General features: G+C 51.6%; 16 protein-coding genes. 4 read left to right on the forward strand and 12 right to left on the reverse strand.

What is annotated here, in order from left to right; translation table 11 throughout:
- The first annotated feature begins 287 nt into the window (after positions 1 to 287).
- Positions 288 to 1,085, forward strand: coding sequence for a glucosamine-6-phosphate deaminase (gene nagB, locus HMPREF6485_RS07070; RefSeq protein WP_004340367.1), 798 nt, complete (start codon positions 288 to 290; stop codon positions 1,083 to 1,085).
- Between the two features lie 155 nt (positions 1,086 to 1,240).
- Here the strand turns inward: nagB and buk are convergent, their stop codons facing one another.
- From buk to clpB, 3 genes are all read right to left on the reverse strand, one after another.
- A complete protein-coding gene (gene buk / locus HMPREF6485_RS07075; RefSeq protein ID WP_004345654.1) occupies positions 1,241 to 2,302 on the reverse strand; it encodes a butyrate kinase in 1,062 nt (353 codons plus the stop codon).
- A gap of 38 nt (positions 2,303 to 2,340) precedes the next feature.
- A complete protein-coding gene (locus tag HMPREF6485_RS07080) occupies positions 2,341 to 3,186 on the reverse strand; it encodes a phosphate acyltransferase (RefSeq protein WP_004345655.1) in 846 nt (281 codons plus the stop codon).
- A 274-nt stretch (positions 3,187 to 3,460) separates the two neighbouring features.
- The gene (clpB, locus tag HMPREF6485_RS07085) at positions 3,461 to 6,013 is read right to left on the reverse strand and encodes an ATP-dependent chaperone ClpB (RefSeq protein WP_004345656.1); all 2,553 of its coding nucleotides are present in this window, start codon (positions 6,011 to 6,013) and stop codon (positions 3,461 to 3,463) included.
- A gap of 259 nt (positions 6,014 to 6,272) precedes the next feature.
- Between clpB and HMPREF6485_RS07095 the strand changes: the two genes are divergently transcribed.
- A complete protein-coding gene (locus HMPREF6485_RS07095; protein ID WP_004345659.1) occupies positions 6,273 to 6,938 on the forward strand; it encodes a Crp/Fnr family transcriptional regulator in 666 nt (221 codons plus the stop codon).
- Between the two features lie 24 nt (positions 6,939 to 6,962).
- The gene (locus tag HMPREF6485_RS07100; protein WP_004345660.1) at positions 6,963 to 8,963 is read left to right on the forward strand and encodes a DUF2339 domain-containing protein; all 2,001 of its coding nucleotides are present in this window, start codon (positions 6,963 to 6,965) and stop codon (positions 8,961 to 8,963) included.
- Between the two features lie 582 nt (positions 8,964 to 9,545).
- Here HMPREF6485_RS07100 and HMPREF6485_RS07105 read toward each other — a convergent pair.
- The 6 genes from HMPREF6485_RS07105 to HMPREF6485_RS07130 form a co-directional block, all read right to left on the reverse strand.
- Positions 9,546 to 11,990 carry a GH36-type glycosyl hydrolase domain-containing protein gene (locus tag HMPREF6485_RS07105; protein ID WP_004345662.1) on the reverse strand — a complete coding sequence of 815 codons (2,445 nt, stop codon included), beginning with the start codon at positions 11,988 to 11,990 and terminating at the stop codon, positions 9,546 to 9,548.
- Between the two features lie 249 nt (positions 11,991 to 12,239).
- Positions 12,240 to 13,139 (reverse strand): carbohydrate kinase family protein, encoded by a 900-nt coding sequence (locus HMPREF6485_RS07110; protein ID WP_007412034.1) that lies wholly within the window; start codon positions 13,137 to 13,139, stop codon positions 12,240 to 12,242.
- A 25-nt stretch (positions 13,140 to 13,164) separates the two neighbouring features.
- Positions 13,165 to 14,322, reverse strand: coding sequence for an MFS transporter (locus tag HMPREF6485_RS07115; protein WP_004345664.1), 1,158 nt, complete (start codon positions 14,320 to 14,322; stop codon positions 13,165 to 13,167).
- Between the two features lie 179 nt (positions 14,323 to 14,501).
- Positions 14,502 to 16,394: a GH32 C-terminal domain-containing protein gene (locus HMPREF6485_RS07120; protein ID WP_044125915.1), complete on the reverse strand. Its 1,893-nt coding sequence runs from the start codon at positions 16,392 to 16,394 to the stop codon at positions 14,502 to 14,504.
- A 30-nt stretch (positions 16,395 to 16,424) separates the two neighbouring features.
- On the reverse strand, positions 16,425 to 18,749 hold the full coding sequence (locus HMPREF6485_RS07125; protein WP_004345667.1) for a TonB-dependent receptor: 2,325 nt from the start codon (positions 18,747 to 18,749) through the stop codon (positions 16,425 to 16,427).
- 291 nt (positions 18,750 to 19,040) lie between these two features.
- On the reverse strand, positions 19,041 to 21,695 hold the full coding sequence (locus HMPREF6485_RS07130) for a substrate-binding domain-containing protein (RefSeq protein WP_407636076.1): 2,655 nt from the start codon (positions 21,693 to 21,695) through the stop codon (positions 19,041 to 19,043).
- A gap of 469 nt (positions 21,696 to 22,164) precedes the next feature.
- Here HMPREF6485_RS07130 and HMPREF6485_RS07135 point away from each other — a divergent pair, with 469 nt between their 5' ends.
- The gene (locus HMPREF6485_RS07135; RefSeq protein ID WP_044126334.1) at positions 22,165 to 22,524 is read left to right on the forward strand and encodes an MmcQ/YjbR family DNA-binding protein; all 360 of its coding nucleotides are present in this window, start codon (positions 22,165 to 22,167) and stop codon (positions 22,522 to 22,524) included.
- A 35-nt stretch (positions 22,525 to 22,559) separates the two neighbouring features.
- Here HMPREF6485_RS07135 and HMPREF6485_RS07140 read toward each other — a convergent pair whose 3' ends face one another.
- From HMPREF6485_RS07140 to HMPREF6485_RS07150, 3 genes are read right to left on the reverse strand one after another with little or no spacing between them, the layout of a single operon-like run.
- Entirely contained in the window at positions 22,560 to 22,928 is a 369-nt protein-coding gene (locus HMPREF6485_RS07140) for a hypothetical protein (protein ID WP_004345670.1), read from the reverse strand.
- Between the two features lie 52 nt (positions 22,929 to 22,980).
- Positions 22,981 to 23,451: a DUF4112 domain-containing protein gene (locus HMPREF6485_RS07145; protein ID WP_004345671.1), complete on the reverse strand. Its 471-nt coding sequence runs from the start codon at positions 23,449 to 23,451 to the stop codon at positions 22,981 to 22,983.
- On the reverse strand, positions 23,448 to 23,702 hold the full coding sequence (locus HMPREF6485_RS07150; RefSeq protein WP_004340394.1) for a hypothetical protein: 255 nt from the start codon (positions 23,700 to 23,702) through the stop codon (positions 23,448 to 23,450). The genes HMPREF6485_RS07145 and HMPREF6485_RS07150 overlap by 4 nt, the downstream gene beginning before the upstream one ends.
- Between the last annotated feature and the right edge of the window lie 17 nt (positions 23,703 to 23,719).

A 23,719-nucleotide genomic window follows, 5' to 3' on the forward strand; every position in this document is an offset into this window, starting at 1 on the left:
GAAGTTTTAATAGTTCGTGCTATACGATGGTTTTATCCCTTTTACTCAGCACCCTAACCCCTAACTTAGGGACTTAGCCTCTTGTCCAATCCCCCCATTCAAGATATTAAACAGGCTTTTTTCCGCGAGGCACTCCCCTCCTTCGGAGGGGCCGGGAGAGGCTTTCATCCCTCCTTTCCTGAATTTCCCACCATATTTTGTTGGGAAAACCGGCTTTCGTTTTGGTTGTTTGAAAGAAAAAATATATTTTTGTAGACAATTTTTTAAACCGAAAAGATAAAAAAGGTATGAGAGTAATCATCGAACCTAACTACGAACTGTTGTCGCAATGGGCTGCCAACCGTGTGATTGGCAAGATCAATGCGGCCCGGCCCACAGCCGACCATCCATTTGTGCTGGGGCTGCCAACCGGTTCTTCGCCCATCGGCATGTACAAGGCGCTGATCAAAGCCCATGAGGAGGGGTTGGTGTCGTTCAAACATGTGGTGACCTTCAACATGGACGAATATGTGGCTCTGCCCGAGACGCATCCCGAGAGCTACCACAGTTTCATGTTCAACAATTTTTTCAATCATGTCGACATCGACCGCAAGAACATCCATATACTCAACGGTAACGCCGACGACTTGGAGAAAGAGTGTGCTGACTATGAGAAGGCCATTGAGAAGTTTGGCGGCATCGACCTGTTTGTCGGTGGCATAGGCCCCGACGGGCATATAGCCTTCAATGAACCCGGTTCGTCGCTCACGAGCCGCACCCGCATGAAGACGCTCACGAGCGACACCCGCATTGCCAACAGCCGCTTCTTTGGCGGCGATCCCAACAACGTGCCGCAGTTTGCCCTCACCGTGGGAGTGGGCACGGTGATGGATGCCCGCGAGGTGATGATTCTGGTCAATGGCCACGGCAAGACACGTGCCTTGCAGGCAGCCATCGAGGGAGGCATCACCCACATGTGGACCATCAGTGCCCTTCAGATGCACCGGCATGGCATCATCGTGTGCGACGAGGATGCCTGTGACGAACTCAAGGTGGGCACTTTCCGCTATTTCAAGGAGAAGGAGCAGAACTATATTTTGCTGTAATTTGTGGTGCTTACACAACGGAAAAGCCCCCATCCGAATAGCCATAATCTGTCGGTTGACGATGGCTATCGGATGGGGACTTTGCCGTTATTCTGTATTTGGAGGTATAACGATGGCGCGGAATTCATATTCCGGTACGCTCGCAGAGTTTCCGGTCATTTATACTCTTTGGCTTCTCTTTCACCTTTAAGCACGGCCAGGGCGTTTGAGGCGAGAGCTCCCATTTCGTCTTCTCCCGGATAGACAGCCACGGGGGCAAGAAATGCGATGCGCTCTTTGAGTCGCGGAATGATGTATTTTGACCGGGCCATGCCGCCGGTCAGAATCATGCCGTCTATCTTTCCGCACAGCACGGCCCCCTCGGCCGCAATGGCTTTGGCCGTGTGGAAAATCAATGCATCAAGCACCCGGCGGGCCTCGTCGTCGCCATTGGCAATCCGCTGTTCTACTTTCCGTACATCGCTCGTACCCAAATGGGCGATGAGGCCGGACTCGCCTGAGAGATATTTTAACAGACCTTCCTCCGTGAATCGGCCACTATAACATAGGCGTATCAGGTCGCAGACCGGCAGAGAGCCCGTGCGCGAAGGGGAGAAGGGGCCTTCGCCGTCGAGCGCATTGTTGGCGTCTATGGCCCGTCCGTGGGCGTGAGCGGCTATGGAGATGCCTCCCCCCAAGTGGCAGACTATCAGGTTGAGGTCTTCGTAGCGCACGCCCCGTTCACGGGCGAAGCGGCGCGCCACGGCCTTTTGGTTGAGTGCGTGCCAGATGCAGATGCGCCGGATGAGCGGGGTGCCCGTGAGCCGGGCTTCATCGCACAACTCATCCACCACACCGGGGTCGGCAATGAAGCTTCGGCAGCCCTCAATGTCTTTGGCGATGTCGTGGGCCAGCAGACAGCCGAGGTCGCAGGCGTGTTTGTGAATGGCGTTGCGCGTGTCTTCCAGCATCAGTTCGTTGATTTCATACACTCCTCCCTCCAGAGGCTTGGTGAGTCCCCCGCGGCCTATCACGGCCCGGAAGTCGAGTTTGATGCCTTCCCGTCGAAGTTCGTCGATGATGAGTTGGCGGCGGAAATGATACTGATCGGTGACCTCGTGGAAGCGGCTCAGTTCGGTGGCAGAATGTGCGATGTCTTTGTTTAAGAGTGTTTTTTCGTCCTCATAGACGGCAATCTTCGTCGATGTAGAGCCCGGGTTGATGGCAAGTATTCTCATAGCGGTCTTTTTCTATTCAGATTTTCAGTTTCTTGGTGCTACCCCGCGATGGCGGCAAGCAGCAGGCTCAGATATTTGGCGCGATGGTTGTCGCCTCGCGACGGTAGCACCACGGGTTTCAAGGTGCCCTGTAGCACGCCTGCCACTTCGGCTCCGGCAAATAGCGTGACAGTCTTGTAGAACAGGTTGCCCGCCTCGATGTCGGGCAGGATAAGCCCGTCGGCATCTCCCGCAATGGGCGACCGGATGCCTTTGATCTCCATGCTGTGCAGGTCGCAGGAGGTCTTTACGTCGAGCGGCCCGTCTACCACGCAAGAGCCGAAAGTTCCATGCCGGGCCTCATCGACTATCTGCAAGTAGTCTTCGGTGAAGGGGAAGTTTTTTGCATCGGCCTTTTCCGAACAGTGGATGAGGGAGATTTTCGGCTGTCCGATGCCCAGCCGGTGGCAGAGGCCGACCATATATTTCACCTGCTCCCGGCGTTGTGGTGCGGTGGGATAGGGGATGACGGCTGCGTCGGAGTAGAAAAGCAGTTTGTGGTAGGTGGGGATTTGAGCCACGGCGATGTGGGTGAGTGTACCTCCCGGTGGCAGAATGCCCGTCTTCTTGTCGAGCACGGCACGCAGAAGGTCGGCTGTCTGCACAAGCCCTTTCATCAAGATATCGGCCTCGCCTTGCCTGACGAGTTCCACTCCGCGGCGCGATGCCGCTTGCGGATCGGCATCATCTACAAACAAAGGGGTGATAAATCCTTCCTCCTCAGCCTGCTTCACGGCCGCAAGAGTCGACTCGCCATGCGGACACACCACGGCCACGCGTTTCCTGTCCGGATGCTCGCGCAACCGATGCGTCAACGCTTCAAAACTGTCAATGCTTTTTTCCATGATATTTCTCGTACTTCTTGGTTGCAGCCTCAAAGATACACAATAAGTTGAAAACGGCGGTAGCTTTTTGCAATTATTTTCATTTTAAGGTCTGCGGCAGGACTGTTGGAGGGATATAATGGGAATGACAAGTGGAGCGGTGAGTGTAGAGAAGATAAAAAAAGCTCCGCAACCTGAATGGCTGCGGAGCTTTTTGTTTGTCTTGGAGCTAAAGGGAGTTAGAGGCGTTGGCACTCGTTTCCCTTGTCACTCTTGAAACTTGATTTTGTGAATCTTAGTTCCTGAACACCAGTCCGTCTCCGAACTCGTCGACGATGATGGGCTTGTCGCGGCTCACTTCCTCGGCCAGGAGTTTCTTGGAGAGGTCGTTGAGCACGTAGTCTTGGATGGCGCGCTTCACCGGACGGGCACCAAATTCGGGATCGTAGCCCACTTCGGCCAGATAGTTGATAGCCTGTGGCGTCCACTGCAAGTCGAAACCCTGCGGCCGGAGCATCTCTTTCACGCGGTTCATCTGCAACTCCACCACCTTGGCAATCTCATCCTTCTGCAACGGTTTGAAGGTGATGATGTCGTCCACACGGTTCAGAAATTCCGGACGGAACGTGGCTTTGAGTGCCTCTCGTTTGGCATTGGAAGTCATGATGATGATCGTGTTCTTGAAGTTCACCACACGTCCCTTGTTGTCGGTGAGCCTTCCGTCGTCAAGCACCTGCAACAGGATGTTGAATACATCGGGATGGGCTTTCTCTATCTCATCGAAGAGCACCACAGAATAGGGTTTGCGGCGCACGGCTTCGGTGAGTTGTCCACCCTCGTCATAGCCTACATATCCCGGAGGCGCACCGATGAGGCGGGTGACACTGAACTTCTCCTGATATTCGCTCATGTCGATGCGGGTCATCATTTGTTCGTCATTGAACAGATATTCGGCCAGCGCTTTGGCCAGTTCGGTCTTACCCACACCCGTTGTTCCGAGGAAGATGAATGAGGCAATGGGGCGCTTGGGATCCTGCAAACCGGCACGACTGCGGCGCACGGCATCGCTCACGGCCTTGATGGCTTCGTCTTGGCCGATGACGCGGCGGTGGAGTTCCTCCTCCAAATGGAGCAGTTTCTCGCGCTCGCTCTGCAACATGCGGGTCACGGGTATGCCCGTCCACCGGCTCACTACCTCTGCTATGTCGTCGGCGGTGACCTCCTCGCGCACGAGTTGTTTGCCTTCGGTCGACTGTCCGAGTTGTTCCTGAGTAGCCTTGATGTCAGCTTCGAGCTGCTGCAACTTGCCATATCGTATTTCGGCCACGCGCTGGTAGTTGCCTTCCCGTTCGGCCCGCTCAGCCTCAAACTTCAGGTTTTCAATCTCCTGCTTGTTCTGCTGAATCTTGTTAACCAATCCCCGTTGGGCCTCCCATTTGGCTCGGAAAGCCTTTTCCTGGTCTTTCAGTTCGGCAATCTCCTTGTCGAGATAAGACAGTTTGTTGCTGTTGGCATGGGCGGCATCCCCCCCTTGCGATGGACTTGCAGCGGATTCCAATTCGCGTTTGATAGCTTCGCGTTCTATCTCCAACTGCTTGAGCCGGCGTTCCAGTTCGTCAAGTTCCTCAGGAACGGAGTCACGCTCCATGCGCAGTTTGGCTGCCGCCTCATCCATCAGGTCGATGGCCTTGTCGGGAAGGAACCGGTCGCTGATGTATCGTTCCGAAAGTTGCACAGCCGCAATGCAGGCATCGTCTTGTATCCTCACCTTGTGGTGATTCTCGTAGCGTTCCTTGATGCCACGCAGGATGCTGATAGCGTCTGCCTCGTCGGGTTCTTCCACCATCACGGTTTGGAAGCGGCGTTCCAATGCTTTGTCTTTTTCAAAATATTTCTGATACTCGTTGAGCGTGGTGGCACCGATGGCACGCAGTTCACCCCGGGCCAAAGCCGGCTTCAGAATGTTAGCCGCATCCATAGCTCCCTCGCCACCTCCGGCACCCACCAGCGTGTGTATCTCGTCGATGAAGAGGATGATGTTGCCCTCACTGTTGGTCACCTCCTTGATGACGCTCTTCAACCGCTCCTCAAACTCACCCTTGTATTTGGCACCGGCCACAAGGGCACCCATGTCGAGCGAATAGAGTTGCTTGTTTTTCAGGTTTTCCGGTACGTCGCCACGCACAATGCGCTCGGCCAGTCCTTCGGCAATGGCCGTCTTACCCGTACCCGGTTCACCTATTAATATAGGGTTGTTCTTGGTGCGGCGGGAGAGGATTTGCAGCACTCGGCGTATTTCCTCATCGCGCCCGATCACAGGATCGAGTTTGCCCGAACGGGCCTGTTCCACGAGGTTTTTGGCATATTTGTCAAGTGCCTGATAGTTCTCGTCACCCGACTGCGACTGCACTTTCTGCCCTTGTCGCAGACTTTGGATGGCCATTTCCATCTCCTTCTCTGTGCAGCCGGCATCTTTCAAGATGCGGCCCGCCGTGGAGTTGACCTGCAAGAGGGCGAGCAGTATGGGCTCTATGCTCACAAACTCGTCGCCTTGTTTTTGGGCGATGTCCTGCGCTTTGACCAGAATCTCATTGGTGGCGGAGCTCAGATAGGGTTCTCCCCCCTGCACCCGGGCCTGATGTTGAATCTCGGAAGCGACGAGCGTGTCTACCTGTTGACCGTTGACTCCCAGTTTCTGGAAGAGATAACCGGTCACATCCTTGCCTTTCTCCAAGATACCTGCCAACAGATGCACAGGCTCAATGGTCTGCTGTTGGTTGCGCTGCGCAATGCTCACCGCAGCCTGCACGGCCTCCTGGGCTTTGATTGTAAATTTCTCGAATGTCATATTCGTTTCTCCTTTCTATAATATTTTGCTTTTATCTATGTTCTTTTTCCGTTTCAATAGATGAAGTATCAAAGGATATACCGAACCGCGTTTTGTGACAGAATGTCGCTTTTTGGATGCCAATGTGTCGCTCGTTTATGTGGTTAAAGATAGTTAAATAGAAGCCTTTGGGTATCCTGTTCACCGCTGTTTCTTCCTTTTTTATTATCTTTACCGCTTGAAAGGGAACTATTTCCAATCGAATCTGCAAATATCATCTATGGATAGAAGAATATTAAACGTGCTGGCCACGTGCCCGCTGTTTGCCACAATGTCGGAACTGGAGCTCGACCTGACGCTCTCTTCCGTGAGCCATCGGGTGGTGGACTACGCCAAGCGAGATGTCTATGCCTTGGCCGGAATGCCCTGCCGATATGCCGACATCGTGCTCACGGGCGAACTCGTGTGCCGCATGTCGTCGCTTTCGGGCAAGCAAGTGGAGGTGAGCAGGCTTCGTCCGGGCAATTTGGTGGCTCCCGCCTTCGTCTTTGCCAAAGACCGCAGTCTGCCTGTCAGCGTGGAGACCGAGGTGCCCACATCCGTTTTCCGGCTCCGTCCGGAGACACTGCAAGAGTTGATAGACACCAATGCCACCATCCGGATGAACTTCATCCGCGTACTTTCCCAAATTGATGTGTTTCTCACCCATCGCATGAAGGTGCTCAGCTTGTTCACCGTCCGCGAGAAAGTGGCCTCGATGTTGCTCGAACAGGCGGGCAAGCAAAACTCCAATGTCATACAGCTTGACCAGTCGCGGCAGGTGATAGCCGACTCTTTCGGCATACAGAAATATTCGCTGCTGCGCGTGCTCTCCGAAATGCAGGACAACGGGGCCATCCACATCAAGGGCAAACAAATCGAGATCCTTGACCGCAGTTTGCTTTGACTTTAACCCTATAACCTTATTTATATGTTAGAAGAAGCTGTTTTTTTCTTCATTATTTTTGTAACCGTACCGCTCTTTGCATGGTATCGCATCGAGCGTTCGCTCACCAGTGTGCAAGACCGGTTGGAGGACTTGCATGATAAATTGAATCGGTTGCAGGAGCGATTGGAAGCGGAGACAATCCCGGAAGAGCCCCGGCCGGTGACGGAAACGCGCAACGAAACGATTGCCGACGAGCAGAGTGAACCGCTCTCAGAGCCCATTCCCACAGCCGTTATTGATATAGAAACCGAACCGGCTGCCATTGACGAGGAACCCGGGGAGACCGTTCCGGTGGAAGAACCTGCCGAACAGGTGGAAGAATCTGTTGCAGCAGAAGAACCGTCTGTGCCCGTGGAGACTCTTGAAGCGGAGCCGGCAATGGCCTCGGAGCAAGAAGCAACAGAGCGGCGGGGCTTTGATTACGAGAAATTTATCGGTGAAAATCTGTTTGGAAAGATCGGCATCTTGGTCTTTATCATCGGTATCGGCTTCTTCGTGAAATATGCCATCGACAGAAATTGGATAGGAGAAGTGGCCCGGACAGCTTTGGGCTTTGTGGTAGGCGGCTGCATGGTGGCTCTGGGCGAACGGCTTCGGGAACGCTATCGGGCTTTCAGTTCGCTGCTCATCGGCGGAGGCTTCGGTGTGTTCTACATCACGGTGGCCATTGCTTTTCACTACTATCATCTCTTTTCCGACACCATTGCCTTCCTCACACTTGTGGGGCTGACGGTCGCGATGGGAGGCATGGCGATATTCCACGACCGCCGCGAGCTGGCTGTCACGGCATTGGCGGGAGGCTTCATAGCTCCGTTTATCACGTCGGTCGGCGAGAATGACGCGCTGTTGTTGCTAAGCTACCTTGCCATCCTCAATATCGGTATGTTCATTCTCTCTGTCTATAAGGAGTGGAGAGAGCTGCCCGTTGTGGCTTTCGGTTTCACCAGTTTGGCAATTTGCTTTGGTTTAGTGACCGGTTCGTTCGTGGAAAATGACAGGATAGGAGTGTTGATGTGGCTGTTTTCCACACTGTTTTTCTTCATCTTTATGCTTTCCCCGATTTGGCTGTTGCGTGATGGCAAAGCCGAAAAACTGACTTATTGGCTGATAGTCACACTGGTGGCCAATGGTTTTGTGTATTTGCCTTTAGGCGTTTATTTCCTTGAAGAGCAAGTAAGTTTTGAGACTTCGGGCTTGCTCAGCTTCTTCATCTCCGCCGTCCATATAGGGTGTTATCTTATTCTCCGCCGTAAGGACTGGGCAACCGATACGCTTCAGTTTGTCTTGCCGGCCTTGGGCATCATCTTCTTCTCGATGGCCATCCCGCTTCAGTTTGACGGACAGGCTATGCTTGTGCTTTGGTCGGCTGAGGCAGTGATGCTCTTGTTGCTGTATGTCAAGCTTTGCGACCGGGTCTACGCCTTGGGCTGCATGTTGCTGTCGGCCGCTACGCTGTTTTATTATCTTTATACGGTTGAGGACAGTTATGTTTACGATGAACTCATTCTGCTCCCCGTGTTCTTCAATGGCACGTTCTTCACCGCCCTCTTCCCCGGCCTCTGTGCGGTGGCTGTGGCTGTGGTGATGGAGCGTTATCGCAGTCTTTTTGAAGACACCGACTCGCTGTTGCCCTATCATCCGTTGCATTTGGGCTATCTGTTGCTTGGCATCACGACCGTCTATTTTGCCTTTTACATGGAATATGAATTCCACACTCCCCTCGATTCCAGTCTCAGCGACGTGCTCTTGGGGCTCACTCTCGGCGTTTTCGCCTTTGTGGAGATGTGCTTGGGTATGAAGCTCCATCGCAAGGATCTGCGCATGGTGAGTTTGGGAACCTTCGGACTGGTGCTGTTCAAACTGGTGATCTATGACGTTTGGATGATGCCGGCTTGGGGCAAGATTGTCGTGTTCATCGTCTTGGGGCTGCTGTTGCTCACCCTCTCTTTCCTTTATCAGAAGTTGCGGGATGTCCTCTTCTAAACGGCGAGGTTGGTAACGGTGGCTCGTCCTATGGTGGAAGATAAAAGCTACTTTCCGGACAGCATAATGTCAAACCATTTGTTCGTTTTCGGGCACTCTGCTTGCGATATTTGCAACGAACAATCCTGCGGATGCGAATTGGGCGATTTTGGCGACATTTAAAAGGAGCTGATAATCAGCCGTTTGAATATTGTTGACACGCTGTTAGACTCAAAAACCGGCCTGAAAGGGCCTAATCAAGTTGGCAAAAGGGCCACAGTTGCGACGCAACTGTGGCCCTTTCAGCTTTCAAGTGTGGCTCTTTTGCAAGTTCGGAGAGCCCGAATGAGAAAAACAGCGGGCTCTCCCGGCGATTTAAAGCCTACTTCCCATACTATTTGGCGAGTTTTTATGGAAGTGATTCTGTAAAGGTTATTTATCATAGCCCCGTATCTTGCAGCAGCGTCTTTTACCTGATTTTGATGGCGAGTGAGCAAAACATTTCCCCATGAAATGGTGGCTATTCCCTTTCTCCGTCTGCCAACAGAAAGCCCCGCACGGGAAATGGTTCTCGTACGGGGCATATCAGGGGATGCCGGCTTGTTATCCCATCACAACCTCTACGGTGTGCCTGCCTTCGCTGAAAGGCACTGTGTTGCCCTCCATGCGTTGTCCGTCAAGGAGGAGGGAGCGCACGCCCTTGTTCACTCCCTTGGGATTTTTCACCTTTATGATATACTCCGCACCGCGGAATTTGCGGCAAACTTCATACTCCTTGGCCGATGTCGGCAGACACGGATCAATCGTCAGACCGTCGTAGGAGGGTTTGATGCCAAGGATGAACTCCGACACGGTGTACCACATCCAGACTGCCGTGCCCGTGAGCCATGAGTTCTTGCCCTCGCCGGGCCGGGCTGCATCCTTGCCCGCCACCATCTGGCAGTTCACGTAGGGTTCCACTTTGTGGAGCGTCTGGTACTTCTCCTCCACGTAGGAAGGCAGTATCTTGGTGTAGTGGCTCCATGCGTCATCGCCGCGTCCGGCCACGGTTTCGCCAATAATCACCCACGGGTTGTTGTGGCAGAAGATGCCGGCATTTTCCTTGTAGCCTTCAGGGTAGGAACTCAGTTCGCCCATCTCCACGTGGTAGGTGGTGTAGGCCGGGTTGTTGAGCACAATGCCGTGCTCACACTCCATGCGCTCCTTCACCGAGTCGAGCGCCTTGTCCACAAAGCCGTCTTCGAGACCGATGCCCGCCATCGTACACCAGCCTTGACTCTCAATGAATATTTTGCCCTCTTCGTTTTCGTGACTCCCGATTTTGTTGCCGAAGAAGTCGTAGGCACGGAGAAACCAGTTACCGTCCCAGCCATGCTTCTTTACGGCCTCCTCCATGTCGCTCACGGCCTGTGCCATGCGCTCGGCCTCCTCGTGCTTGCCGAGATGTCGGCAGAGTTCCACGTAGTCTTTGCCCGTCACGACAAACAGACCGGCTATCATGAGACTTTCTGCCTTGGAGCCCTCGCTCTTGTTTTCGGTGGTCTGGAAACTCTCGTTGGGATCCCATGAGAAGCAGTTGAGGTTGAGGCAGTCGTTCCAATCGGCACGCCCGATGAGCGGCAGCCCGTGCGGCCCGAGATTGTTGAGCACGTGGTTCATGCTGACTTTCAGATGTTCGAAAAGCGTCACCTCAGAGCCGGGTTGGTTGTCAAACGGTACCATCTCGTCGAGTATGGAGAAGTCGCCCGTCTCTTTAATGTAGGCCACCGTGCCGAAAATGAGCCAGCAGGGATCATCGTTAAAACCGCCCCCGATGTCGTTGTTGCCACGTTTCGACAGCGGTTGGTATTGGTGGTAGCATCCGCCGTCGGGAAATTGGGTGGAGGCGATGTCGATGATGCGCGCGCGCGCCCGTTCAGGTATCTGATGCACGAAGCCCACGAGGTCTTGGTTGGAGTCGCGGAAGCCCATGCCACGGCCGATGCCGCTCTCGAAGAACGAGGCCGACCGGCTCATGCAGAAAGTAATCATGCACTGGTATTGATTCCAGATGTTCACCATGCGGTCGAGTTTGGCGTTGCCGCTCTTGAGCGTGAAGACACTCAGCAGGCTGTCCCAGTAGGTTTTGAGTTCGTCAAAAGCGCGGTCCACCTTGGCCGTGGTGTCGAAGTCGGCAATCATCCGGAGTGCCTTCTCCTTGTTGATTGTCTGTTTGCCGGCAAACTTCTCTTCGGGAGCGTTTTCCACATAGCCCAAAAGGAAGACAAAATCGCGGCTTTCGCCCGGGGCGAGTGTCACCTCTATATAATGTGAGGCGATGGGGCTCCACCCGTGGGCAAAGCTGTTGCGGGCCCTGCCTTCAACCACGGCTTCGGGTTCGGCAAACTCGTTGTAGAGGCCGACGAAGGTCTCGCGGTCGGTGTCATAGCCGTCGATGGAGGCATTCACGCTATAAAAGGCATAGTGGTTGCGGCGTTCGCGGTATTCGGTCTTGTGGTAGATGACGCTTCCTTCGACCTCCACTTCGCCCGTGGAGAAATTGCGCTGAAAGTTCTCCATGTCGGTGGCGGCATTCCACAGACACCATTCCTGAAATGAAAAGAGCTTCAGCGTCTTTGTCTCCGTACCGAGGTTTTGCAACGTGAGCTTCTGCACTTCACCCCAAGTGTGGAGCGGAACGAAGAAGAGCACTGAGGCTTCGACGGCATTTTTGCGTCCTGTGATGCGGGTGTAGTTCATGCCGTGGCGGCACTCGTAGAAGTCGAGAGGAGTCTTGCACGGCTTCCATCCCGGATTCCAGATGGTGTCACCGTCTTTCAGATAAAAGTAGCGGCCGCCATTGTCCATTGGCACGCTGTTGTAGCGGTAGCGCGTGAGACGGCGGAACTTGGCATCCTTGTAGAAGCTGTAGCCTCCGGCCGTGTTGGAAATGAGTGAGAAAAAGTCTTCATTGCCCAGATAGTTGATCCACGGCCAGGGAGTTTTTGGATCGGTGATCACATACTCCCGGTGTTCGTCGTCGAAGTGACCATAACGTTTGTCTGCCATCTTTTCTTGTTGCTTTTAGTAATGTAAATGGTTCTTGGGATTCTAACAACGCTGCAAATGTACAAAAAATAGGTGAAACGAGTCGTGTTTTCCGTGCATTAAACCACTTGGAAGCGTTAACTTTAAAGTCGGGACAAGGAAACGGGCAAAAACAAAAGCCCCCGAGCACATGTCGGCATGACACGCTCGGGGACTTTCATGGTGATTACGGGCAACTCCTAACCAAGGTGGATGTCTCCGTCTGTGTGGTTATCCGCAAGGCTGCACTTTGTCGAGATATTTCTCCGGCAGTTTGGGCATCGCACCGTTTTGCGTACACACGTAGGCACTGACCTCCACGGCTGTCCGGTGGGCTTCACACACCGACTTGCCTTTCAGAATGGCTGAACAGAAGGCTCCTGTGAACGAGTCGCCGGCACCCACCGTGTCGGCCACTTCCACTTTCGGGGTCTCTTGAAACGACATGGTGCCCGGAGTGAATACATAACTGCCGTTCACGCCGCAGGTGAGCACGAGTATGTCGAGGTCGTACTTGCCCAAAATGAGCCAACACTTGTTTTCGATGTCGAGACCCGGATAACCGAACATGCGGCCGATGCTCACCAGTTCTTCATCGTTGATTTTGAGAATGTTGCACAGTCTCAATGATTCCTGGATAATTTCTTTCGTGTAGAAGGTCTGTCGCAGATTGATATCGAAGATTCGGAGGCAGTCTTTCGGGGTGGCTTTGACGAATTGCTGGATGGTGTCTCGCGATACCACATTGCGTTGGGCCAGTGAGCCCCAACACACGGCACGGGCGTTTCGCGCCACGGCGAGCATCTCGTCGGTCAGCGGAATGTTGTCCCACGCCACATTTTCGCGAATGTCGTAGGTGGGCACTCCCTCGTCGTCGAGTACCACTTGCACCGTTCCGGTGGGGTAGGGCACTTGTGGCATGATATATTCCAGCTCTTTCTCGTCGAGTGCGGCAAGGGTTTCCTCGGCCAGCTTGTCCTCTCCGAGGGCACTCACGGCCAGTGTCTTGTTGCCGAATTGGCCGGCATGATAGGCGAAGTTGGCTGGTGCACCGCCCAGTTTCTTACCGTCGGGAAGCACATCCCACAGGGCTTCGCCCAGTCCGATGATATACGATGTTGTCGATTTCATAGTTTCCATTGTTGTTGAAGTTTCTTTAATGTTTCACTTGGGGAATATAGGTAAAGAGGTAGACCACGCCCACGGCCATCACCAATACGGCTCCCATCTGCCCGATGGAATCGCTGGCAAAGCCCATGATGAGCGGGAACACCGTGCCGCCGAAGAGTCCCATAATCATCAGTCCGGACACGGCATTCTTGCGTTCGGGCACGGAAAGCAGTGCTTGGGAGTAGACGAGGGAGAAGACATTGGAGTTGCCGTAGCCCACAAGGGCAATGGCTGTGTAGAGAACGGCTTTGGAAGTGCCGAAGAACAGACCGCACATGGAGAGTGCCATCATCAGAATGCTGATGATGAAGAACACCTTGTTGTTCATCACCCGCAGGAAGAAGGAGCCCGTGAGGCAACCGATGGTACGGAAAATGAAATAGAGGCTGGTGGCAAAAGCGGCCTCATTCAAGCTCATGTCCAGTCGCTCCATCAGTATTTTCGGTGCCGTGGTGTTGGTGCCCACGTCAATGCCCACATGGCACATGATGCCGATAAACGACAGCAACACGACGGGCAGACCCAGCAGCTTGAGGCACTCGGCAAATGAAGAGGCCTTTTCTGTTTGTTCCTCTTCGGTGATGGGAGTCATCCAAAGCAGCAGCGTGGCGATGACACCGATGACCATGTAGATGGGAAACAGCACCCGCCATTGCAGGCCGAAAGCCGGAATGGAAGCCGTGGCACCCCACATGGCGATGTATGGAGCCAGAAAAGAGGCTATGGCTTTGACAAATTGGCCGAAGGTGAGTGTGCTGGCGAGGTTTCCGCCCTGTATGACAGTGGCCACAAGCGGGTTGAGCGAGGTCTGCATCAGTGCGTTGCCGATGCCCAACAGCGAGAAGGAAGCGAGCATGAGCCCGTATGATTCGCCGAAGATGGGGAGCAACAGCGACACAAACGTCACCAGCAGACTGAGCAGTACGGTCTTCTTGCGGCCTATCCTGTCCATCAACATGCCCGTAGGCACGGAGAAGATGAGAAACCAGAAGAAGACGAGCGACGGAAAGACATTGGCCGTAGAGTCGGTCAGATGCAGGTCGTCTTTCACATAGTTGGAGGCAATACCCACCAAGTCCACGAAGCCCATGGCAAAGAAGCAGAGCATCACAGGGACGAGTTTAAGATATTTTTTTTCAGTCATAGGGCTTGATGATTTAGTTTTTCAGTCTCATAAAGATAAACGGAAAGGGGGAGGAACTTATTGTTATGAAAAGGAGAAGAAGTTAAGCCCATGCCGTTTGTGGCAAAGTAGCGGGAGGGCTTAACTCTCTGCATGTTAGCTTGTGTTTGATAATGGAATATCCTTTCGGCTATCTATCTTTACAAACTCAGTTGGCTCACTTTTACATTTTTGAAGTCTGCCTTGTTTCCGTTGGTGTAGAATCTGGCGGAAGTATAGGGGGCTGTCGGGAAAATGAGGTTGGTCATGGCGATACGCCCACCGTCTACGAATATTTCAACAGAGCACTTGTCGACATAAACATCCAAATGATAAGTCTTGCCGTTACAGAGATTGAGCGGTGCCCAAGTGCCCAAAGCGAAATCATTTTTGTAGTTGATGGAGTTGGCTTTACGGAAAGGCTCCTTGATTTCCCTATGTTCGTGTACGTCGAATTGCTTTTCTATGTCGTGGGCTACAGCTTTGTCACCAAATGCAGTGAGCCCGCTCTCCGTGCGATCCATAACGAGTTTGCCGGTATTCATGTCTAAATAGATGTTCACTTTCTCTCCTTTTTCATTGTAAAAAACAAAACCTGTTTGCCCGGTCTTGCCGGGTGTGACATCCATTTCAAGTTCAAAATCATTTTCCTTATTGTCAGAGATATTCTTGAAATCTTTCTCTCCTTTAACATTGTTGACTTCCAAATTCTTAGTATCCTTGCGCAAAGCTTTCACCTCGGGTGCTACATTGGAAGCCATATATATCCGACCGTCCTTGCTAAAGAGGGAGAGTTCACGTGGCAACGTATTGGCACCACGATATTGTTTGATGGGAGTCACGTTGGCATACTGCCAGTTACTCATCCATGCAATGCCCAGCACACGATCGTTAACACCCGAGAATGTTACGGTTGCATAATGGTCTTTGCCATAGTCGAGAAATTTGGCCACATCGGGTTTGCTGTCGCAAGTAAAAGTTTTTCCATCGAAATCTCCCACGAAGTATTCTGTGGCACTGCCACCGAAAAGGCATCCCGGATTGATATTGACAATCATCACCCACTTTTTGTTATTCCTGTTGCCATCTACGGGAAGTTGGAAAAAGTCGGGACATTCAAATTGGTTGGGTTGCGCACCATATCCTTGACCGAATGAGCTTACATAGGTCCACTTTTTCAAATCGGGGGATGAATAGAAGCGCATCTCTTTGTCGGCAGAAACGATCATATACCACTGTTTGGCCGGTTCGTACCAGAATACTTTCGGGTCGCGGAAATCCTTTAGACCATCAAACGGAGTGAGTACCGGATTTCCTTCATATTTCTTGAAAGTGTAGCCACCATCTGTACTGTAAGCCATGCATTGTATTTGTCCGTTTTTGTCACTGGCAGAGGTGTAAGTGGCGACGATGGCATCCTTACCATAGCCGGCCGTACCATTTTTGTCTATGACGGCACTACCTGAGAAGATGTGTCCCATAGGGTCGCGTGCGATGGTTGGAGCAACTTCCTGCCAATGGATGAGATCTTTGCTGATGGCATGCCCCCAATGCATGTTACCCCATTTTGAACCGTATGGGTTGTATTGGAAACAGAGGTGATAAACGCCGTCTTTGTAGAACATGCCATTTGGATCGTTCATCCAACCGTAGGAAGGTGTATGGTGATACGATGGGCGGTAGAAATCAGTGTTGGTCACATTCCACTCGTTGGATAGTTTCATTTGACCGTCGCGCAGTGTAAGGGCATCTTTCTTGAGATTAAGAATCTTCACAACGGAAGTTTTGCCCTTATTGAGCTCGAAAGGCACATAGTAGTCCACGTTGTCTTGTGCCAACCGGATATCCATCCAAGTGTCAGTTGGTTTCCCGTTATCTAAGAGCACTTGGGCTTCTTCCTTCTCCTCCTCTATCGGCAAGATGAGATACTTTGTGGAGTTCTCTACACGGATGATGGTTGTATCTCCGTTGTGGCTGATTTGCATACTTTGTGCCATGTTTGGTATGGAAACGCATATCATGGCAGCGCTGAGTATTATATTACGCTTTTTCATGATTGTTTGGTTTATGATTGTTATTGAGATTTAAAATTTCAAAGAAGCGTTGAATTCAATGGTGAATGGGCGCAGATAACTACCGGTCATCAGAGTGTTTTTGATATTCTTGGCTTGCTCTTTCGTGATGAGTTCCGCACCGGCAATACTGCCCTTCGCGCCCGTTTGGTTGAGGAAGTTGACAACTGTGCAGCCGAGTGACAGTTTCTTGTTCATTTGCCAGTTTATACCGCCGAAAGTCTCCCAGTGTCCATTGAAGTAGTAGGCATCGTTGATGTTGGCGTAGGTCTTGCTGAAATAGCGGAAACTCGTCCACACCTTGATGTCTTTGGTAATCATGTAGCTTGGATCGAACTCGATCAGCACTCTGGGAATTTCAGCCACGATATTGCTCGTTGCATTGATGTTACCCACATAGCCGTCGGAGAATGTGACGGAAGTCTCATATTTCTTGTAAGTCGGTCGTTGGTAAGTGAAAAGAAAGTGGATGTCGAGTCCTTTTAGTGGGTGAGCCATCACGTCGGTGGTCCAACCAATGGTTTGAATGTCGTAGGTGAGCGGTGCTGCCAAAATCTCACTGCCATGTTGGAGGTTCAGTGTGGAGTTGTTGTTGGTCTTGGAGATATAGGAAAACAGCGAAGTGAGACTCATCCACGGAGTGTTATAGTAGATGCCCACACGCCCGAGTGGAACGGATATCTTGTTGGTGTTTGGCAGAGTGGCTGGCGAGAAGGCTTCAAATTTCGGATGTTGTACAATATAAGTGAAGTCGCCCGTAAAACCAAACTTTTGTGAGAGCTTGTAGGTGGCTGCTATGGCAAGGTCGTAATTGAACCAATCGTAGTCGAGTTCTCTTGGGAGTATCTTGGTGCCGTCGGCGGCTGTGGCACCGATATAGTAGTCGGTGAACCGACCAACGAAGTTGCCTGCGGCATTGGTAACGGCGAGGTTTTCACCGCTGAGCTTCTGATACTCCAACCGTGCACCATAATAGATATTCAGTTGTGGCAGAATATCCCAATCGTGGGTGAAATATAGGGCCAGCTTGTTTTCATGTCCTTTATAGTATTCAGAAGCATTCTTGTTGTAGTCGTAGAAATAAGAATTGCGCAAGTTGGCATCATATACCCGCACGGCATAGCTGCCGTCTGACGGCACACTTTGGTCATACATGGTGGTATTGGAAGTGTAGTCTATATTATAATACCATTCGTTTACTCCAAGACGAAAAGTCGAGGTGCGAAACTTCTTGGTCAATTCAGATGTGAGGAGAAACTCATCGATATCTCCCGAATTCAAACATGACATGCGGGTTTGAACGTAATCGCCGGTATAGGCCGATTGACTGCCGTCAATGTTGTAGAGCATATATTTGTAGGCACTGTTGTCTTTGACATTGATAAGCGACATTGGAGTCTGATAAACGAGTGCACCATGAGCATGGTCGTAGCGCATGACGGCTTTCCATGACAGGCCGTTTCCGAAGTCTAAATTGTTTATCAGTGAGATTTCACTGCTTCGGTTGCCGATGGCGTCATAGAAAGAAGTACTTTTCAGTTGTCCCGTGCGCATGTCTCGATAGGTGATGTTGGCGTCTGTCGGGAGATACGATGTCGTTCCGAGTTTGAAGTCGCCGTATTCCTCTACGCTACCATCGCCTACGTAGATGAATGGTGCCGACTGTGTGGCGTAGGTGTAGACCGGATGGCTGTTACTGTAATGGTACATGGCTGTAAATTCACCACGGTTGCCGGCATATCGTTTGGTGATAGCTGCCTTATAGATCTGTGTGCGGTCTTGATATTGGGAAGACTTGATTTTGAAGGTTCCCGGGTCGAAGTCTTGATACATGCTACCGCTGTAATACCAGCCATTACCGATGGATCCATTCATATTCAAGGAGAATTCTTGTAATCCGAAGTGATTGGACTTGTAGTTTAATGTACCGTGGAAACCTTCTTGACCAAGTTGTGTAAACGAGTTGACGGCATAGCCAATATTACCGGTTGTGATGGCCGTCTCTGAAATCTTCAATAGCCCTTGATGGCTGAGGCTTGCGTCGCCGCGCCATATTGAGTTTACGCTGTGCGGATTGGTGGCGTATGTTACAGGCAGACCGTTCTCCAACACATTCACATCGGCTGAGGGGAGACCTATTTGGATTTCCCGGGGGCCGTTCGCACTGGCCGCATTGAGCATCACATTGCGGTTGTTCTCCTCTTTGGAGCTGGAAGCATTTTCCTTTTGTGATTGAGGCGACTTGTTCCCGTTTTGTGCCTGAAGGGTACTCATGCACAACAGAGAGGCAAATACTAAGATTTCCAATCTTTGATGGATTTGATTTAGATTCTTCATGATGGTAAATTTGATTACACTTATGAGTTATGAAATGTTGTTAGGTTTTTGTTCCGGGGGCAAATGTACGCTACTATTTTGATGCAGGATATAAAAAAACGCTCATTTGGTGTCATAAAATAATGTTGCAACCTATTTGATAGAGGTTGCAACAAAAGTGCTATGCTACTGCACCCGGTTATTTCCAAGCGAAAGGGGAAGCACAAGCATGCTTCCCCACGATTGTATGTAAAAAAGGTGTTCTTCTCCTGCCTGCAGAGCGTTGTCACTTCATGTAAAGCGGGTGTATAGTCACTGGCGGGCGTTGGGTGTGTGGCCGAAGTGCTCGCGATAGCATTTGGTGAAGTAGGAGGGGGAAGAGAATCCCACCTCGTAGGCTATTTCGGAAACACTCTTGTCGGTGGTCTCCAGCAGGCGATCGGCACGTTTCAGGCGAGCCTCGCGAATGATGTCTACGGGCGAAGTGCCGGTGAGCGCCTTGATTTTGCGGTAGAGTTGAGCCCGGCTAAGCCCCATGGCACTGCTCACTTTGTCGATGTTGAGACTCGGGTCTGCCAGATTGTCCTGTATGATGCGGCGGAATTTCTCGACAAACAGGCTTTCCGAACTTTTTGGGGCAGCTTTTTCCTCTTGCGTGGAACCATCGCCGGCGAAGGCTATCTTCATCAGCTTGCGGTTGTCCAGCAGATTTCTTACGCGCGATTTCAGCACTTCCCCGCTGAAGGGTTTGGTGAGATAGGCATCGGCCCCGTAGTCGTAGCCCTCCACGCGTTGCTCCTCCAAGGTTCGGGCCGTAAGCAGCAGCACGGGGATGTGGCTCGTGATGACATCATGCTTCACGCGCCGGCAGAACTCCAGCCCGTCCATCACGGGCATCATCACATCGCAGATGATGAGGTCGGGCACGTCTCTCATGGCCTTGTGTAGACCTTCCCGACCGTCGGCAGCCTGCTCCACATTATAGTCGTTGCCCAGTAGGGTCATCACATAGGAACGTATGTCCGGATTGTCGTCTATGACAAGCAGCGAGGGCTTTTCCTTTTCGCCCGGCCGGGTTATCTTCTCGGTCATGGCCTGTGAGGTAATGTCTTCTGCCGCCGAGTCTTCGGGTGGATATTCGGCAGGGGTATAGACTTCTGTGGTTTCGACGATGTTGGTACCTTTGGCCTTCAGCGGCAGAGTGACGGTGAATGTGCTCCCCCGGCCCGGTTCGCTCTCCACGGCAACAGTGCCCTTGTGTAGTTCGGCAAACGACTTCACGATGGCCAAGCCGATACCCGTTCCCCCCTTGTGGGGGTGTCTTACCTGATAGAAGCGTTCGAACACATGGGCCGCCTCGTCTCTGGTCATGCCAATGCCCGTGTCGGTCACACCGATATGAACGAAGTCACCCTCCGTGACAGCCGAGAAAGTGATGCGGCCGCCTTCCGGGGTGTACTTCATGGCATTGCTCAGCAGATTATAGCATATTCGTTCCACCTTATATATATCGGCACGGATGGACAGTGGGGAAGCAGCGTGCAGTTCCAACGAGATTTTCTTTTTTCCGGCTGTGGTGGCGAAAACATCCAGCCACTGCCGCATGTAGACTGCAAGGTCGAAGTCGCTCAAGGTGAGTGTCATCTTGCCGTTTTGTATTTTTCTGAAATCGAGAATCTCGCTGACAAGCCGGGTGAGCACGTTGACATTGCGCCGCACGATGAGCAGCATGTTGCGCTGTTGACGGGTCAGGTTGTTGTCGTCGATGATATGCTCCACTGGGTCGGCTATCAGTGTGAGCGGTGTGCGCAGTTCGTGGCTGATGTTGGTGAAAAACTGCAACTTGGCATTGGTGGCCTCTTCTTCCAGCCGGCGCCGCATGATGATGGTTCGGTAGATGTAGACGATGAGGCCTACGAGCAGCAGGATGATGATGGAGAACAACAGCAGGTAGACCTTTTGGTGGTTGTATTGGGCCAGATAGGTGTCCACACGGTTGTGGAGCGAGTAGAGGCGGCTGCGTTGCTTGTTCATCTCCTCGCTTTGCAGCAACAGCACATGGGCATTGTCGCGCGTGACGAGTGCCCCCTTGAGATAGTTGTCGCGCTCGTAGGGCTTATGCTCCAGAATGTTCATGGCCAGTTGCAGCACGAGGTCGCCGCGGGTGGGATAGATATAGGATGCCTCCAACCGGCCGTCGCGTACATTTTCCAGTCCGCCACCCGGCACGGGGAGTGCGTCTATGCCTACAAACTTGATGTCCTTGAATCCCCGTTTCTTGGCTGTTTGCCGGGCCCCGATGGCCATGCGGTCGTTTTGTCCGAACACATAGTCGATGTGGTGGTGTTCGTTTAAGATACTGTCCATCTCTATTTGGCTACGCTCTTTTAGCCATCCGGCATGGTGTTGTGCGATAAGGCGTATGCCGGGGTATCGGCCGATGGCTTGCATGAATCCCTTGTGGCGCTCGATGGCGGGCGAAGAACCTGTGAGTCCGGCTATCTCGGCCACGTTTCCCCGGCCCCCTAATTGGCGGGCGATGTATTCGCCCATCGTTTTGCCCGCCTCGAAATTGTCGGCTCCAATAAAAGCTGTGTACTTGCCCGAGTCGGTCTTGCGGTCGAACAGGATGACGGGAATGCCCCGGTTGTAGGCTTTGTCGATGGCGGAAGTGATGGTGTGTATCTGGTTTGGGGAGACAATGAGCAGGTCTACACCGTCTTCGATAAACTTATTGATTTGTTCCGTTTGCAGTCTGTCATCGTCATTGGCCGAGGCAAACCTCAGGCTCACGTTGTCGTGCTGGTAGGTGCCCATCACGAGTTCGTCGTTCAGTTTGTCGCGCCAAATGTCTTCGCTGCATTGTGATACACCGATGACATATCGCCGTTCGCTCTTGTTGCAAGCAGCGAGCAGCAACATGCAAACGACGTATAGGATATATTTCGATACCGGTTTACATTTCATGGGCTATGGTCGATGATTGTTGAAAACAGGCCCGTAATGGGCTTTAAAGGCAGGTGCCGGCTCTATATCTTGCAAGCTTGGGCTCACCTATCTTATGCAAAGATAGCTAAAATTAGCCAACTTTGTTAGTTGCAGATTCAATAAATGAAGATTTTTCTTTTCATGGGGGCTTTTTGACAGGCTTTGAAAACATGGTAGATTATCGCAATTAGAGAGAACATTTTCTTGTAAAATATTGCATTTAAGATGATTGGAGATAAGAATGTATGTGAAGTATACGAGATAAAAACAGCTTTTCTCCTTGTTTTTATCTTCTATAAAAGATAAAAAAATAAATCACTTCATATAACATGCTACTAAAAAAGCTCAAATATAACTTTTAGGTCAAGTGTTTGGAGGTTACAATCCTTTTTTCTATCTTTGTTGTAGATAAAAATATTGATCCTTGTTTTACGAACCAACGGTGAAGATGAATATAGAAGAAGTAAGGGAATATGCAATGGCATTGCCCGGAGTGGAGGAGGATATGCCCTACGGTCCAGACTGGTTGATATTTCGCATTGAGGGCAAGATATTCCTTCACATTCGATTGGAGGCACCGGAACCGGTATGCGCCGTGAAGCTCGATCCTGATGAGGGGGAGGAGTTGCGTGAGCACTACGACGGCATCCGCCCGGCCTATCACCTGAACAAGACACATTGGAACGACCTTTATCTGGAAATGCTTGACGACAGGTTGGTCAGGACACTGATAGAAAAGTCGTACATGATAGTGCGTTCACGGCTTCCAAAGAGGTTAAGAGGCAAGTATGAACAGGTGGATGGTTGATGGGGCAGGCAAGGAGTTATACTACGTCAACAAGGCTATTTTTGCATTAGTTCTCCTTGCACCATAGCCATTTTCAGATAGATGTCCATATAGTGCTGTTGGAATGAGACCAGATCGAGTGAGTCTCCGTGGTCGTCAAAGATTTCGGTGTGTGGTGCCCCTTGCGGACTTACTTTCATGTGGATGGCCATTTTGCCGTTGCGGTGGAAGAAAGTCAATTCCTGCAACTGCCCGTTTTCGGTTTTGAAAAAGCCCGAAGTGTTGTCGTCTGTCCAAATGTCACCGGTGTAGGGGCGGCCTTGATAGATTACGGTGTCTCCTTTGAAGGAAATGTCGTGTGTGTAGATTTTCTTGTGGCAGGCAGTCAGCAGGATGAGAACTGCAAGGATGTAAAACTGTTTCATGAACGTTGTGGAATATTGATTGGTAGTGGAAGGGAAAAATATGTGGGCTTTGTCAACTGAACAGGATGCTTCCGAGGGCATCGGTCAGCCGAAGAAGCAGCTTGACAAGGAGAATGATAGCTGCAACAAATGTCAGCACGATGATTCCCGAGTAGACGGCTTTACGGTTGACGGCACGAATGATGTCGCGGTCGTTGTTGATGAAACCGTCGATGAGGGCCATGTTTTGCTTGTTGGCCCGATGGAAGAAATCTATCACATTGCCCACATAGAATGGCAGCAAACCCAGAAAAAGGTCACGCAGACAGTTGTTGAGTATAGCCAAAGTGAGTGGGAGAGAGCGCAGACGGAATGCGGCAAAATAGACATGGACGAGGGAGAACAGAGATGAAAAGGCATCTCCTATCCCACCCGGGACAAGCCCGGCTATGGCATCGAGATAATATTGGTCGAGCCATAGAGTGATGTGCTGCATCCACCGGTAGAGTGTTGAATCTTTCAAGTTTTGTCGTCGGTCGGTCATGGCAGGCGTCCTTGTAGGAGGAGAGTGAAATTCTTTTTATATGCTTCCACCATCAATTCATGGTCTTCTTTCTCGAAGCATTGCTTGAAGACTTCGGTTTTGGCAAATCGGGGGTATATCTCCTCGAAGTGGTCAAGCAAGGCCATCTTGACGGCTTGCGGATCGTTGGAATCGGCATGTGCCTGAAGAAGAATGTCGGAGGCGAAGTCATGGAAGAAGTCGCGAATGGAGATTTCAAGTTGATTGGTCATGTCATGCTTGTTTGTTG

Source organism: Segatella buccae ATCC 33574 (assembly GCF_000184945.1).
Taxonomy (GTDB): Bacteria; Bacteroidota; Bacteroidia; order Bacteroidales; family Bacteroidaceae; genus Prevotella; species Prevotella buccae.

Coding starts and splice junctions, on each gene's coding strand:
- HMPREF6485_RS07080 (WP_004345655.1), bottom strand. CDS start 3,186: ATGGAAAAAAGCATTGACAGTTTTGAAGCGTTGACGCATCGGTTGCGC.
- HMPREF6485_RS07095 (WP_004345659.1), top strand. CDS start 6,273: ATGGATAGAAGAATATTAAACGTGCTGGCCACGTGCCCGCTGTTTGCC.
- HMPREF6485_RS07120 (WP_044125915.1), bottom strand. CDS start 16,394: ATGAAAAAGCGTAATATAATACTCAGCGCTGCCATGATATGCGTTTCC.
- clpB (WP_004345656.1), bottom strand. CDS start 6,013: ATGACATTCGAGAAATTTACAATCAAAGCCCAGGAGGCCGTGCAGGCT.
- buk (WP_004345654.1), bottom strand. CDS start 2,302: ATGAGAATACTTGCCATCAACCCGGGCTCTACATCGACGAAGATTGCC.
- HMPREF6485_RS07105 (WP_004345662.1), bottom strand. CDS start 11,990: ATGGCAGACAAACGTTATGGTCACTTCGACGACGAACACCGGGAGTAT.
- HMPREF6485_RS07150 (WP_004340394.1), bottom strand. CDS start 23,702: ATGACCAATCAACTTGAAATCTCCATTCGCGACTTCTTCCATGACTTC.
- HMPREF6485_RS07100 (WP_004345660.1), top strand. CDS start 6,963: ATGTTAGAAGAAGCTGTTTTTTTCTTCATTATTTTTGTAACCGTACCG.
- HMPREF6485_RS07130 (WP_407636076.1), bottom strand. CDS start 21,695: ATGAAATGTAAACCGGTATCGAAATATATCCTATACGTCGTTTGCATG.
- HMPREF6485_RS07110 (WP_007412034.1), bottom strand. CDS start 13,139: ATGAAATCGACAACATCGTATATCATCGGACTGGGCGAAGCCCTGTGG.
- HMPREF6485_RS07140 (WP_004345670.1), bottom strand. CDS start 22,928: ATGAAACAGTTTTACATCCTTGCAGTTCTCATCCTGCTGACTGCCTGC.
- HMPREF6485_RS07145 (WP_004345671.1), bottom strand. CDS start 23,451: ATGACCGACCGACGACAAAACTTGAAAGATTCAACACTCTACCGGTGG.
- HMPREF6485_RS07125 (WP_004345667.1), bottom strand. CDS start 18,749: ATGAAGAATCTAAATCAAATCCATCAAAGATTGGAAATCTTAGTATTT.
- HMPREF6485_RS07135 (WP_044126334.1), top strand. CDS start 22,165: ATGAATATAGAAGAAGTAAGGGAATATGCAATGGCATTGCCCGGAGTG.
- HMPREF6485_RS07115 (WP_004345664.1), bottom strand. CDS start 14,322: ATGACTGAAAAAAAATATCTTAAACTCGTCCCTGTGATGCTCTGCTTC.
- nagB (WP_004340367.1), top strand. CDS start 288: ATGAGAGTAATCATCGAACCTAACTACGAACTGTTGTCGCAATGGGCT.